At 34.8% G+C, this 14237-nt stretch carries 13 protein-coding genes; 10 read left to right on the plus strand and 3 right to left on the minus strand.

Going from position 1 to position 14237, the window contains the following annotated elements; translation table 11 throughout:
* Positions 1–146 precede the first annotated feature (146 nt).
* The 9 genes from NSQ95_RS07120 to NSQ95_RS07160 all read left to right on the plus strand — a co-directional run bounded on the left by NSQ95_RS07120 (position 147) and on the right by NSQ95_RS07160 (position 8803).
* Positions 147–1823, plus strand: a complete 1677-nt coding sequence (locus NSQ95_RS07120) for an LXG domain-containing protein (RefSeq protein WP_342560560.1) — start codon at positions 147–149, stop codon at positions 1821–1823.
* Positions 1823–2266 carry a hypothetical protein gene (locus NSQ95_RS07125; RefSeq protein ID WP_342560561.1) on the plus strand — a complete coding sequence of 148 codons (444 nt, stop codon included), beginning with the start codon at positions 1823–1825 and terminating at the stop codon, positions 2264–2266. Before NSQ95_RS07120 ends, NSQ95_RS07125 begins: the two co-directional genes overlap by 1 nt.
* A 37-nt stretch (positions 2267–2303) precedes the next feature.
* Positions 2304–2768, plus strand: a complete 465-nt coding sequence (locus NSQ95_RS07130; protein WP_169361526.1) for a hypothetical protein — start codon at positions 2304–2306, stop codon at positions 2766–2768.
* 384 nt (positions 2769–3152) lie between these two features.
* Positions 3153–4571, plus strand: coding sequence for a T7SS effector LXG polymorphic toxin (locus tag NSQ95_RS07135; protein ID WP_342560793.1), 1419 nt, complete (start codon positions 3153–3155; stop codon positions 4569–4571).
* 28 nt (positions 4572–4599) lie between these two features.
* Positions 4600–5820, plus strand: coding sequence for a PoNe immunity protein domain-containing protein (locus NSQ95_RS07140; protein WP_340883871.1), 1221 nt, complete (start codon positions 4600–4602; stop codon positions 5818–5820).
* A 489-nt stretch (positions 5821–6309) separates the two neighbouring features.
* Positions 6310–7083 carry a GH-E family nuclease gene (locus NSQ95_RS07145; protein ID WP_342560562.1) on the plus strand — a complete coding sequence of 258 codons (774 nt, stop codon included), beginning with the start codon at positions 6310–6312 and terminating at the stop codon, positions 7081–7083.
* A gap of 16 nt (positions 7084–7099) precedes the next feature.
* Positions 7100–7516, plus strand: coding sequence for a hypothetical protein (locus tag NSQ95_RS07150; protein ID WP_342560563.1), 417 nt, complete (start codon positions 7100–7102; stop codon positions 7514–7516).
* A 13-nt stretch (positions 7517–7529) separates the two neighbouring features.
* Positions 7530–7949: a hypothetical protein gene (locus NSQ95_RS07155; protein WP_342560564.1), complete on the plus strand. Its 420-nt coding sequence runs from the start codon at positions 7530–7532 to the stop codon at positions 7947–7949.
* Between the two features lie 347 nt (positions 7950–8296).
* Positions 8297–8803 (plus strand): hypothetical protein, encoded by a 507-nt coding sequence (locus NSQ95_RS07160; protein ID WP_340883865.1) that lies wholly within the window; start codon positions 8297–8299, stop codon positions 8801–8803.
* A 563-nt stretch (positions 8804–9366) separates the two neighbouring features.
* Here NSQ95_RS07160 and NSQ95_RS07165 read toward each other — a convergent pair.
* A complete protein-coding gene (locus tag NSQ95_RS07165; protein ID WP_340883864.1) occupies positions 9367–10818 on the minus strand; it encodes a hypothetical protein in 1452 nt (483 codons plus the stop codon).
* 1340 nt (positions 10819–12158) lie between these two features.
* Here NSQ95_RS07165 and NSQ95_RS07170 point away from each other — a divergent pair.
* Positions 12159–12515 (plus strand): thioredoxin family protein, encoded by a 357-nt coding sequence (locus tag NSQ95_RS07170; protein ID WP_340883863.1) that lies wholly within the window; start codon positions 12159–12161, stop codon positions 12513–12515.
* Positions 12516–12591: 76 nt separating this feature from the next.
* Here the strand turns inward: NSQ95_RS07170 and cyoE are convergent, their stop codons facing one another.
* Together cyoE and NSQ95_RS07180 are read right to left on the minus strand one after the other, a co-directional pair.
* Entirely contained in the window at positions 12592–13488 is an 897-nt protein-coding gene (gene cyoE / locus NSQ95_RS07175; RefSeq protein ID WP_340883861.1) for a heme o synthase, read from the minus strand.
* Positions 13489–13697: 209 nt separating this feature from the next.
* Entirely contained in the window at positions 13698–14213 is a 516-nt protein-coding gene (locus NSQ95_RS07180; RefSeq protein ID WP_342560565.1) for a VanZ family protein, read from the minus strand.
* Positions 14214–14237: the final 24 nt, after the last annotated feature.

Consider the following 14237-nt stretch of genomic DNA (forward strand, 5'->3'; position numbering starts at 1 on the left):
CTTTACCTTTCTTTATAATAAATGGAATATTATAGATAAAAAGAGATTGCTAGAGGAGGAGAAAGTATGCCTAGTTCTAGGGGAATATTGTATAATAATGAAAACAGGCAATCCTTCCTAACACCGAACATTTGGTGTGGTTGCCTATGAAAATATTAGATGTAGATTTACTTCAAGATGGATTGAAACGAAATATGGCTATGCTTGAGCGCCTGAAAAACGAGACAGAGAATATCGAAAGAACGGTAAGTGGCTTAGTTGAAATGGACGAGCTGTTAAAGGGCGCAGGAGGCAATGCTATCCGCGACTTCTATGCAGAATGTCACCAGCCCTTTCTACAATTCTTCCAGCTGTTCTCCGTTAGTTATCTTCAAACGCTTCAACAAATGGAATCTGCCCTCCTATCACTAGAGCCAGATCCAGCAGGATACATAAGGCAAGAATTTCTAGAGGGAGAGCTGGAGCAGGGCCTAACACTGATCGGCAATCTGACAGAAGCCCTCACCAATGAGGCGAACAGTATCATGGACAGTGTCAGTGATATCGTGGCCCTGCCACATCTCGATGACAGTGCAGTTCAGGAAGGTGTCATTACTTCCAAAAAGAAGCGGGATGACACCGTTCAAAAGTTGAACGAGTTCGATTACTCTCAGACCGTGTCATTGAATCCTGTGGAACAGGACATTCAAACGATGGACACATGGCTAACGGATATAGAAGGAATGTTTCAAAGTGGTCTAACCGATGTCCATTTTCAGCCGAGTCGCTGGGGGATCTTGGCTTCGAGAAATACTTTGAAAATGGAGCTGGAGGCACGTACTTCACGGATTCCAGGAGACACCACCCTCCAACCCAAAAATCATGACTTGACGACCATGTTTTACACTTTTTTAACAGGGGCAAGCCCCCTCCAATTTGGCTACAGGGGATTCATCCAAAAACCAAATGTATTATATGGTCCTAGTATTCTAGGTTTTGCTAGTCTTCCTACTCATTCGACCACAAAAAATATAAATGAAAATGTGAAAGATGAATCGAATGAACTGGACGAAATTTATGCAGCGATTTTAAAAAGTAATCCAGAATTGGCAACAGATAGCCCTTCAACTCCTCAAACATATTACGCTAATGAACCTATTACCTATGAGGGAATGAGGAAAGTGCTAGGTGGAAATGGATCCGGAACTCCGGATGGGTTATTTGCCATGGGAGTAGGTTTGAGTATAGCTTCTAAAAAGGGTGGAGAAATCGCGGCAGATGAGTTTCTCTTAAATGATATTGAAACCCTAAGGGACCCTAATGCTTCTAAAACAGACAAGGGAATCGCTCTTTTTTCTTTAACGCCTATGGGGAAATTAAAAAAAGCCGCTGAAGGGATAGAGGAAGGGAAGGACTTTTTAGAGCATGTCATTGATGCTCAAAAGAAGGCCGAGAAAGCAAAGGATACGGCAAAGGATGCTAAAAAATCCGTGGAGGATGTTGAGATTGAGACTAAGGGTACGGGTAAATTTATCAGTAGCGCCGATGATGTTGTATTTAAACAAAGCTCAATAGATAAGGCTTTCAGTAAACACAGAAAAGATTTTGGAAGTTATCCTGATGGTAGTAAATCTAGTGTGGAATTATTCAAAAATGATGTTTCAGAGCTGATTAATACTGGAGTTCGAAAACAAGGAAAATATAGAAACGTTGAAGGAACGCATATTTATAACGAAGATAATAAACAATGGACTTTTATTAACTCAGATGGAACTATGAATACAGCATTTAAATTAAGTGACTCACAATACAAATATTTAATTGACAAAGGAGTTGTAAAATAGTGAGATTAGTTAACACCTACCTCTCAGAACATGAATTAAAGAAAGAAGAAATTGAAGTGATTTGCAATATATTTAAGAAACAATATGATGAAAATATAGAAGTAAATAGCTATAAATATGATGATCGTAAATATTATGAAACTGATATTGATATAATTGACATAGAATTTCTAAAGGAGAGTCTTTATAAAGAAATTGATAAGTTGATTAAGGTTCATGAAATGGTTATTCAATTAGTTAACCAAAATGTAGAAATAATTGTAGCTAATGATGATACAGATACGGAAATCCAAGTATTTGAAAAAAATTGGAATGATATATCAGGATTTGGATTATTTATTACTTCAAGAAAAATTCAAGATGTTGAACCCTATTATACTTCTGATATTTGTAACGCATATTTGAATTTTGAAAATGTTAGCTTTGGAGTAATGTTCGAATAATGTTTATTATGTAGAAGGGGAAGTTGTATAATTGACTATGAAAATTTATTATTGTGACGAATGGTCGGACATTAAAAAGAAGCCTTGGAACATAATTGATGACCGTACTGCATACACATACCATCAAAAACAAGAACCATATACGGCGGTATTAGTAGAGGATGAGAAACCTAAGTATATTGTAAATGTTACAAATGATTGGGTATCGGTTGGGTTTTATGATGACCTGATTCGTAAGTATTTAAATTATGATTTTGAAGTTATGAGTGATGGTAAGATTTTTTTAAGAACAGCTATGTATTGGGAATATGATGATGAAACTGACACGGAAGTAAGTACCTTGATTTTAGGCTTCCGAGAAGATGGTTATATAGCAATGGAAAAGAGAGATTTAAATACCGGTTCAGTCGAGGAGCGCGAAACTAGCGATACCCTTGAAAGAAACTGGGATGTATTTCCTGGATTTGGTCATTACAATCATTTGTGCAAAGAGGAAAGGTAACGTGTTTAGAGCACTCTAGTGCCTAAACTAGTTATACGAAAGGGTTTTACGTATAGGCACATAAAGCAAGTGAACTAAAATACAATTAAAATATTTAAGATGGACAAAAAGAGCAATGATCCGTTTAAAAATAGAGACTCCATGAAGGTACTGCCATCATGGAGTTTTATTTTGTATAGGAATAATAAGAAAAGTACGTGAATTGGGTGATTTGACATTTTACATGGTGTGGGGACTTATGACACTGCAAAACCTATAAACTAAAGACAATGGGTAAGCTCGTAATTTAAAGTGAAGATTTATGAGTGGGACAATAAGAATGTGATATGGTTTGTAATTTTACTAGAGAAGGTCGTAGACGAGTAAGAATGAGTTTAGAAAGTTATTTTCACTTCCAAAAAGAAGCGGGATGACACCGTTCAAAAGTTGAACGAGTTCGATTACTCTCAGACCGTGTCATTGAATCCTGTGGAACAGGACATCCAGACGATGGACACATGGCTAACGGATTTAGAAGGAATGTTTCAAAGTGGCCTGACAGATGTCCATTTTCAGTCGAGTCACTGGGGGATCTTGGCTTCGAGAAATACTTTGAAAATGGAGCTGGAGGCACGTACTTCACGGATTCCAGGAGACACCACCGTCCAACCAAAAAATCATGACTTGACGACCATGTTTTACACTTTTTTAACAGGGGCAAGCCCCCTCCAATTTGGCTCCAGGGGATTCATCCAAAAACCAAACGTTTTATATGGTCCTAGTATTCTAGGTTTTGCTAGTCTCCCTACTCATTCACCCACAAAAAATATAAATGAAAATATGGAACATGAGACGAGTGAATTGGACGAAATTTACGCAGCAATTTTAAAAAGTAATCCAGAATTGGCGGTAGATAGTCCTTCTACTCCTCAAACATATTCCGCGAATGAACCTATTACCTATGAGGGAATGAGGAAAGTGCTAGGTGGAAACGGATCCGGAACTCCGGATGGATTGTTTGCCATGGGAGTAGGTTTGAGTATAGCTGCTAAAAAGGGTGGAGAAATCGCAGCAGATGAGCTATTTTTAAATGATTTTCAAACGTTGAAGGACCCAAATGCTTCGAGAATAGATAAAAGTATAGCACTTTTTTCTCTTACACCAATGGGGAAATTAAAAAAAGCCGCTGAAGGGGTAGAGGAAGGGAAGGATTTTGTAGAACAGGTCATTGATGCACAAAAGAAGGCGGAAAAAGCAAAGGATGCTAAAAAATCTGTGGGGGATGTTGAATCTAGTAATACAATCAATGACATCAAAACTGATATAAACTCAAAATTTGATGGTTTTGATTTGAATCAAGCTTCAAATAAACAAAAGGGCAATTATGGGGAATACAAAGCATATGATAATCTTGTAAATAATGAAAGTCTGAAACAAGCTGGTTACGATTTGGAGCGTATCGGAAATGTAGCACCAACTTCTCCGAATGATAAAATAATTAAAGGAATTGATAGATTAAATAAAAATAATAATACTAATAGTGCTATAAAGTATGTTATTGACGAAGCAAAATTTGGTACTTCACAATTAGGAACAACCAAACTAGATGGTCCGCAAATGTCGAATGATTGGTTGTTAGGTATGGGTTCGGGAAAAAGCAGAATAATAAAAGCGGTGAATGGAAATGAGAAATTAGCAACAGAAATTTCGGATGCATTAGAAAATGGTCAAATCGAAAGAGTTTTATCCAAAGTTAATTCAAAAGGAGAGACACTTACATTTCGTTTGGATACAGAGGGGAAAATTGTAGGAACTTGGCCATAATTGAAAACATAACAAGAGGTGGGATTTAATGAGGGATTTTTTATGTGATTTAGAATATTTAAAAGAAACCATTGACTTTAAAGAGAAATTAATTAAAGAAAAAAATAACAAAATAGAAAGAATAAAACAAGATGTAAAAGAAAATATTCAAAGATACCCATTGGATAACGAACAAATTATATTTAATACGAGATCTTCTTTGTTTCAGTTATATACTGAATTGATACGGGCCAAGTACTCAATAGGGAGAGCATGTGCAGATTTAGAAGAAGATTATCTAGAAGCATTAATGATGCTAGAGTATATTGGATATAAAAAAGTACGTTATGTTAATTTTATTTGGATGGTTGCTTTAGGTATACTACTTGAAACTGACAAAGAAAACATACGTAGATTAGCAAAGATTGCAGATGGTGAACATGTAGATGATGTTCTACTGGATTACTTATTATATTCATATAAAATTGAACGAAAGATAAAATCATCACAATTTGAATTGAAGAAACCTTATTCTAAGTCATTAGAAATTATTGAGCTAAGTTTCAGAAACAAAGTGGAAGCTTCTACGAGAATAGAAAAATATATCGAAAAAGAATGGTTTCAAGGACACTATAGTTATGGATGGAAAAACTCACATAAAGAGCCAGGTTATCTTGGCTTTTGGAGTTTTGAAACTGCAGCCCTAGCAAAAATCCTTAAATTAGATGACAGTACACTAAAAGCAAATAATCATTATCCGTACGACTTAGCCCACTATAAAAAAGATATGATATTTAATATTGAACCATTAAAACAGTTAGAAAAAGATGAACCTTCATCAATGGAAGAGGATTATCATTTCGGAATCGAATGTAATCGAAATTTGGAACAAATTATACCTAGAAAATATCATCAAATGGTAAATCAAATAATTGAAGACTATGAAAATATATCCTCCTCTGAATTTTGGAACAAATATAATTTGAAAGATATCTGGTTTGAGGAAGAAGAGTTTGTTCGCGAAAAAAATACTAAAGATTTACTTGGAACATTAATCGTTTTTGCCCTCGTGGATCAAGAATATATTTTACAACTTGATTATAAAGAAAAAGTAGAAGATTATATGGATGATATACCAAATGACTGGCTAGAGCAAGAAGTGAAACTAGTAAGATTAGAAATGGATAACGATCAAGATTACTATATGTATATCCCTGTATCGGTTCAAATGAAGAATCTTTATGAGGTTAGAATAATAAATGGCTTATAAAAATCTTATTTTAGGAGTGTTAGAAAACGATTTTCTTAAACGTTTTCTAACACTCCTTCTTCTCCTTAGTTTCAAGTTCCTTCTAATCTAATAGACTGACAGATATTTAAAATACATAATAGCAGTAGTGGTTTTGTCTTAGCTTTAGAAGATAGTTCTATCCACTTTCAGACATCACAGTGGAGTGTGAACCCTGCAAAAAAGAGGCTGGTATGGGATCTTGCAACCCGTGAATCGACTCTTCCGATATTAAAAAAGTACTCTTTAACCGAGGAACTATCCAGTATGCTCCAAACTTATCTGCAAGGGGTGTCAACCATCTCGTTTGGACTTGGTGGGCAGGTTTCAAGACCAAATGTGTTTATGGGTCCTGCAGTGAATAAGAGTAACGGGAATCCTCTCCATTTGAATTTCTGGAAGAACAACCTGATTCCATCCGTGTAACAGCTGATTAGCGCCACAGAGGCGGAAACACTCATCAATGAAGCAGTGAATGTAAAAAAAGTTGCCGATGAATATGGTAGCGTTTCAGAAGAGAGCGTGATCGAAGGAACTTATTATACATTACCGGATGGGAAGATTATACGACAATATTATGGTCGGACAGGTGCCCAACAGTATAAATACGTTCAGAGTATTCCAAAAGAACGAATCGGCAGTGGCAAAACATTAGAAGATATATTCCCTCCTATAACAAAGACAGAAGAATTTTTAATAGGGGACATCATCGCCATGTCAGAGGATCCCTCATCGGAATCCGTTGCGGAGGCTGCATTATTCACCGTTTTCAAGCCACTTAAAATGGTAGATAAGATTATTGATAGTATTAAAGATGGGGAAAAGAAGATAGAAAAGATTGAGGACAAGAGTCCAGGGAAAGCTGAGAAGAAGGAGAAAACTAAAAGTGCTAAGAGATTAAGGGAGCATTATTTAGGTAGGACACCAAGCAAAAAGTCCCGGACTGGAAGTGAAGTAATAGAAAGAATGAAGAATGAAAATCCACCAAAAATCAGAACAACACGTGGTGGTAAAACAGAGTTTAAGGATAATGAAGGAGAATGGCATGATATCAGTGAGGCAGATATGGCTCATATAACCGATGCTGTTTCGTGGTGGAATGAAGTTGGAAGACATTATGGTCCGAAGTCAAAGGAAGTAAGGGAATGGATGTTAAACTCAGATAATTATGTATTAGACCATTATAGTCTCAATCGTTCAGTAGGTGCAAAATTAGGTGAGACCTATTTGCCACCCAAAAAATAATTGGAGGTAGAATTGTTTGGAACTAGATGATAAAATTTATGCCCACATTGTACGGTTATGCGAAGAAGGAGATTCTTTAATTGATGAGGAAGAGTTTGATAAAGCAATAGAAAAGTATTCCCATGCCTTAGAACTAGTGCCATTACCGAAAACTGACTGGGAAGCAAGTACTTGGATTTTTACCGCATTGGGTGACACGTATTTTATCAATGAGGATTATGATATGGCTAAGAATAATTTTTATAATGCCCTAAATTGCCCGGATGGCTTTTCAAATCCATTGATTCTCATGAGACTTGGAGAGAGCTTATTCGAATGCGGGGAGTTGGAAAAAGCAAAGGAATACTTGTTAAAGGCATACCTGTTAGAAGGTTATAAGATATTTAACGAGGAAGATGATAAGTATTTTGAATTAATTAGAGATATTATTTGAGGAGGAAATTAATATGGCTAAACTACAATCACCTATAAAGGAGAAATTTGAAAACCTTGTAAACAAAAGTAATGAACAATTTGAAAATGGTAAACATAATGACTCTATTATAACACTGGAGGAAGCATGGGATTTACTGCCTGAACCGAAAGGGGTTTATAGTGAAGAAAGCTTTTATCTAGTAAAAGATATTATTGATACATGTTTCATTTTAAAAGATTATAAAAAAGCAAAAGAATGGTCTAATAAAATTTATATAACAGGATTAGCCCGGAAAGATACGGGTAAAAAAGAATTTATTTCAGGGAAAGTTGCATTTGAATTGGGAGAAGTAGAGGTAGCAAAAGAATTTTTTGATATTGCAAACAAGAAATCAGAAGGCAGATGTTTTGAGGGAGAGGATCCCAAATATTTAAGATACTTTAAAAGTTAGATAAGTTCTCTAGTTTAAAGTAAGTCTCGCTATCAATGGGAATACGAGGTTTATCACATAAATAACGGTACCCAAGATAAAAACAATGAGTTTCAAGCCTGCTAGACTATTAAAATATTTAAGATACCCATATCGAAGAAAAAGAGAGGACATAGACTATAATAATGTCGGAAAGAATAAGACTGTTAGAATCAAGTCGCACCGAACTTATTTTATCTAACATATGAAATAGGCGGGGAAAGAATAGATGTTTTTATTCATCCAGACGGTCAATTTGGTAGTGTATATGGAAGACATAAGTTTACGGTTGAGGATATTAGAAAAATGACCAAATAAGGAGGAAAATGATGTTCGAAATATGTTTTAAAATATTTGAAAATGAAAATGTTGAAGAAATGGAGCTAAACGGGGCAGATGGGTATTTTCAATTTATAATTGATAACGAAACCTACGGTATTATTATCCCAGAAGAGATTGATGAATTTTCAGTATCTATTTATTGGTGGGTTTATTATTTTTTAAAAGCGGTTTTAATTTTGAAAACCGAAAACTATGTTTTAATAAGTGATATTGAAAAACCTAAAGTTTGGATTGAACTAAAAAAAGTAAAAAATATTGTAAGGATAAGTAAAGTAACTGCTGATAAACCTGAAGGAAGTGGTGCAATAGAAACGAAAGAAATGCCTAATTTAATTCATCAAGATTGGGAAGACAAACAAGTTACTTATGAGAACTTCAAAAGTGAAGTAGTAAATAAAGCTAAGTTTTATGTCAATGAATTAAGAGTTTTAAACAACGAGAATAGAAAAGATATTTTGAATTTAGAGAGTTTGATAATGGAAATAGAAAAATAATTTGATATTGTATCGACTTTAATTGATGGTGCATTAAAAAAATAAGTTAGTCAATTAAACCAACGAGCTCGTACAAAATTATAAGTTTCTACGTATTAGTATTATTAATGAAATACAAATTTTATAATACCTAAAAAACAATTTCCTCGATGACTGGTGAAACGATGAAAAACGTGAATATCATAGCATGCGGAAACGTTGCGATTGCCTCCCACTCGGATTCCCGGAGCACAACACGTCTAAGTTTTGTGGCGATTGTTCTTCTTGTTCTCTAATTTGATGTGTCTGATATTTAGGTTAAGCATTATTGTATTCACCTCTTTCATCTTTTAATTTTTGGTTTATTTATATTCTTGTCTTTTATCGGGGCATCACGGCACAGGTTAGCGCGATATGTCAGAAATAAGATGCAAGGGGAAATCTATGGGACTCTACGCTTTAGGTTTTTTATTAATCAACACTTAATCGGATGATATAGAGGCAATGGAGTTTAAATATGACGGGTCACTTATCTATCGTATATAAAAAACCAAGGCGTTATGCCAAGGTTTTTTTGTTTTTTATTATTTTATATACGTAACATGACTACCAGTTCCACCAGCAATAGGTAGTTTAAAGGTATTTGTATTCGTGCCCATTTTCAGCTTTACATTAGTTTTGGTGGATATGTTAATTCCACGGACATTTACATATTTGTTTGATAACTTACCATCACTAGTTATGACGTTTTGTAAGATGGTTCCTTCGTTATCAGTAGAGCGTATTGCAATAGCTGCAGGCACTACGTACGACTTGTCCTGTACATTCAAAATTTTATTTTTAGTAATTAAAAACTGATGATTTTGGGTGTTCATACTAATACCATTAGCGAAGCTATTCGTCAAGGTGTTTTCTTTTATTACTATACCTTTCGTAAGCTTGGCACAGATTGCACCTGAGATACTACTTCCTTCTTTTCCGGCATTTGTTAATTGGTTACCGCTTATCATAAGACCAGTGGAATAATCTACCGTTGATCCTGCAACAATAATGCCGCAACCTTTACCGATCCCTTCGATTTGGTTACCTTTTGCCGTTGAGTGATGTGTACCAAACATTCCTACTTTGCCGTCTTTGCCATCACCTGTAGCATTGACTAACGCTATACCGACATTCGCGTTTCTTATTTTATTGTAGTTAAACGTAATATTTACTCCACCGTGCGTGTCTAACGCCTCCCATAATGGAACATCCTCTATGGTGCTATTTGTTACCGAGCTGTCTTTGCTTAGTGGATGTTTTTCGAGGTCACTTTGGCGAGCTTTCCTAGAAAAGTACACACCGTATGCATTACCGTTGTGTCCCGGAGTAATATTTTTAATATGGCTCTTATCTACGTGGAATTTACTAACAGACATTGCGCCAATGCCCGCATAGCCGATGTTCTCAACTTTTGTGTTTATAACAGTCACATTGTCTGCAAAATCGGCTTTGATGCCAAAAAATCCGATGTCATGAATAAAGCTATCTTGAATGACGATATTTTTAATATAATTCGCTGAATCTGCACCAGCAATGTTTATTCCGATACCTTTTACATTAGCATCTTTGTTGCCTGCCCCCTGTATTTCTAAACCGTATATCTTTACTCCGCTACCTATCGTTAGTAGTGTCGTGTGCTGTTTATCATTATAAATTTTAGAGCCATAACCAATAATAGTTGTATTTTCAGGAACTTTTAATCCGCTCACTTCATACGAACTACCATATGGTAATACAACAATTTTTCCGGATCCGAGGTTCAATGCATTTTGTAGTTTTTCAGTCTTATCGGCATTTTCTACAAGTACAACTTTGTCTTTATTACTATCTGAAATGCCAAGTTCAAGTCCAAGTTTGGCCTTTTCTAATATTTCTTTTTCTAACGTATTGCTATCAAGGGATTCTGCGTTTACTTTCACATCTACACTGACACCAATCGTCAGCACTATAATAATTGCTAAAATACTGGTAAATAATACTCTCGATAACCTCATCATCATCGTCCTCTTTCGTCTTTTAATTTTTGGTGTATTTGTTTATTTATGCTCACACCTTTTATCGGACGTGCAGATACAAAGTATCATGCAAAGTCAACTTTATATGAGATAAAAAAACTATGTATATTTTGAAAAGTAGGTCTTAATTACTTGTACACAGACTATATATCGGATTTTTAAACCACTTATTTACATAAAAAACAAAAAAAGCCCCATCAAAAAATAGGGGGGTGTATTCTTTTGCCGCGAAATTGCGCTTGGTGTACTAATCGTTTGGTAATCTCTCCATCGACAGAGCCTTTTGGCGAGCTGTGGCATCCGCACCGAGTGACACACCGAAGTTTCGAAGACAGTAAGCGGATTCAAAGGAATTCACTGTCCAGTTAGCGAAGAAACTAGATGATGTAATTGGTGGTAAGTGTATGGGTGAAGTTGGTAAGGGAGCAAGTATGGCTGATGATATTTTTAAACAAAGCAAAAAGGTAGTTGATCATATGTCAAACCAAAGCATTTATCAATAAGGTAATGGAGCAAAGTTTTTAGGAGATTCTGAAGGTGCTGCCGAGCAAATATCGAAGGACTCAATGAAAAATAGAATAGTCCAATCAATAACAGATAACGGATTAACTAAAATGGGAAAACAGAGTTATTCAGTAATAATTGAGGCTGGAAACCATAGGACCACAGGTGAAAATTTAATTAAAGTTGAATTATCAGAAGAGGGAGGCATGTTATAAGCTTATCCAACAAAATAGAAAGGGATCTATTATGAACGTTTTAAAAGGGTTTTTGCAGGCAGAGATTAATACACAGGAATTATATGAAGATATAATGTCTTTTATAACTTCATATCATATCAGATGTGGAGAATTTGAAGGAAATGAATATGTAATAAAAAAATGGATCAAACGAATTTTATTTTATTTCCGGAATATATAGATGAAGATGATGAAAGAGAAATACACGGAGCAATATCAGTTTATAGAAACAACTTAATCAAAGAAATTAATGACTGCGCTCACCTTAAAGGAATACAAGTAATTCATGTAAATTAGTAGTAACTAAGATGGTTTGAGTTCGAAAACGTAGTCTCATTGGAAAGAGTAACCCCCCTCTTTAGTAAACTTTCAAGAGTGGATTTCCGAATCCTCCAATTAAATTAATTAAATGTAAGAAAAAATAATAGGGTGTTAGAAAATATATACTCCCCTAGGGTTGTATCATCATAGAGTATTGTTTGCAATGATAGACGTTAACAGTAAAGTTTCATATACTGGAAACCTACGTGTAGATTTTATATAGTTGCTATCAATCAAAGCTTATTACTAAAGAAAAGAGTGATTAACATTAGAGTTTTTGAAGAGTTGCACACAATCGAAGAAGTTGATCGTTTTATTTCCAGCAATCCATTAAGCTTTATTTACGTGTCACGTAGAGAATGCACGGTTTGTCATGCTCTTTTGCCACAAGTGAAGGTGCTTATGGAAAAGTTTCCAGATATACAGCTCGCACACGTTGATTCGGCTGAAGTAGAAGAGGTTGCAGAAAGGTTTATTGTTTTTTCAGTCCCTGCTATGCTTTTGTTCATTGAGGGAAAAGAATATTTGCGGGAAGCACGCATGGTCCATATGAGTCTTTTCGAAGAGAAATTACAAAAAATTTATGAAGGATATAAAAATGAAAGGCTATTCTAGCATGAGCTAGGAATAGCCTTTCATTTTTAATTAATAGGGAAATAAGATTCTTAGTCGCAGGATAAACAACTCATCATTATAAAGCGTCTAAGAGCAACCCCATACTTGCATATATAATAACCGTAAAGTAAATCACAATCATATGGATTAATGAGAATTTAAACATTTTGTTTGCCCAGTCTTTCATATCCATTTTGCGTGTTCCGAATAAGCTTAATCCCAACCAAAATAGACCTAAAACGAGTGAAACTAATGTGAGACCTAAGCTAAGCGGTAAAAACAAAAAGCTAGATAGCACTAATAGAATTAAATAGAAATTTGTTTGGATATATGTGCGTCTACCTGCTTTAACAACGGGAAGCATTGGAATTTTTGCAGCAGCATAATCATCCTTTTTTCGAATGGCGATCGCGTAAAAGTGAGGCATTTGCCATATTACCATGATTAAAAATAATGCCCAACAAGCTGGGTGCCAAATATCAGGAGCGACAGCTGCCCAACCGATCAATGGGGGCATTGCACCTGAAATACTTCCTACTTCCGTGTTCCAAATCGTATGGCGTTTCGTCCACATTGTATAAGGAACTACGTAAAAAAATACTCCCAAAAATCCAAGTAAACTTGCTAATGGCGATGCTAAATATAATAAAATTAATCCAATTACTAATAATAGAATCGCGACTATTAAAACTTTCTTAATCGATATAGCGCCTGTTACGGTTGGACGTACCTTCGTACGAGCCATAATCGCATCGATATCGCGATCATAAATGTTATTAAACGAACCAGCGGCAGCAATTACGGCTGCTGTTCCTAAAAATGCAAAAACTACATTCCAAATATTATCTACAAAGCTGTACTCATAAGTATATAAAGCAAGCATTAAACCAGCAATCATTGGAATAAGATTAGACTTAATGATTCCTGTTTTAACTACTTGAGCCCATAACGTTTTTTGTGATTGTTTAGTCATCGTATTTCATAGCTCCTTATTTATCCACTTGAACTAATATAACCTATATGATTAGCTAAAATCTATATATTAACTCTTTTTTATAATCATATTTGAACAATTTAGGTCTATTTCTACATATATAATTGCCGCATAGTAAAAACAGTCCTGCTGAATGCTAAAAGGACTGTTTAAGAGAATTGATTTTAATGTAAAAATGGAAAATTTGATTAATCGATATTTACAATCACTATGATAATTAGTAAGACGAATATAGGCAGACCAACAATTACAGATAATATAGAAATAAAGTTTTTAATTTTACTATCCTCTTTTAAAAATTTCTCTGCAATTTTATAAATTATGACTCCAAGGAATCCACCAATAAAATTTAAAATAATATCATCAATGTCCGTTGCTCCTAATTCAAAAATATATTGAACAACTTCAATAAATAGGCTCAATAAAAAGATAGAACATAAAACCCTAGCTATGGATTTAATACTGCTATGAAGACTCAGATAGATTCCTGCTGGGATGAACATTAAAACATTTCCCCAAATATTCATATCTACAATTCTTGTTCCACCAATTCCATTATCCACCATAATATACTCTCTTATAGAATTCAACGGAACGAAATTAACACTTCTGAAGCTACCTCTGCCTAAAAATACGGTATCAATTAATAAAAATAGATAGAAAAATAATATGCCCCAGTAAAATATATTTAAATACTTTTTCATTATGGTTTATCCCTTCACTCAATT

This window comes from Psychrobacillus sp. FSL W7-1457 (assembly GCF_038593405.1).
Classification (GTDB): Bacteria; Bacillota; Bacilli; order Bacillales_A; family Planococcaceae; genus Psychrobacillus.

Excerpts from the sequence above, each read along its gene's own strand:
- NSQ95_RS07165 (WP_340883864.1), bottom strand. The coding sequence starts at position 10,818 with ATGAGGTTATCGAGAGTATTATTTACCAGTATTTTAGCAATTATTATA.
- NSQ95_RS07130 (WP_169361526.1), top strand. The coding sequence starts at position 2,304 with ATGAAAATTTATTATTGTGACGAATGGTCGGACATTAAAAAGAAGCCT.
- NSQ95_RS07155 (WP_342560564.1), top strand. The coding sequence starts at position 7,530 with ATGGCTAAACTACAATCACCTATAAAGGAGAAATTTGAAAACCTTGTA.
- NSQ95_RS07160 (WP_340883865.1), top strand. The coding sequence starts at position 8,297 with ATGTTCGAAATATGTTTTAAAATATTTGAAAATGAAAATGTTGAAGAA.
- NSQ95_RS07140 (WP_340883871.1), top strand. The coding sequence starts at position 4,600 with ATGAGGGATTTTTTATGTGATTTAGAATATTTAAAAGAAACCATTGAC.
- NSQ95_RS07180 (WP_342560565.1), bottom strand. The coding sequence starts at position 14,213 with ATGAAAAAGTATTTAAATATATTTTACTGGGGCATATTATTTTTCTAT.
- cyoE (WP_340883861.1), bottom strand. The coding sequence starts at position 13,488 with ATGACTAAACAATCACAAAAAACGTTATGGGCTCAAGTAGTTAAAACA.
- NSQ95_RS07120 (WP_342560560.1), top strand. The coding sequence starts at position 147 with ATGAAAATATTAGATGTAGATTTACTTCAAGATGGATTGAAACGAAAT.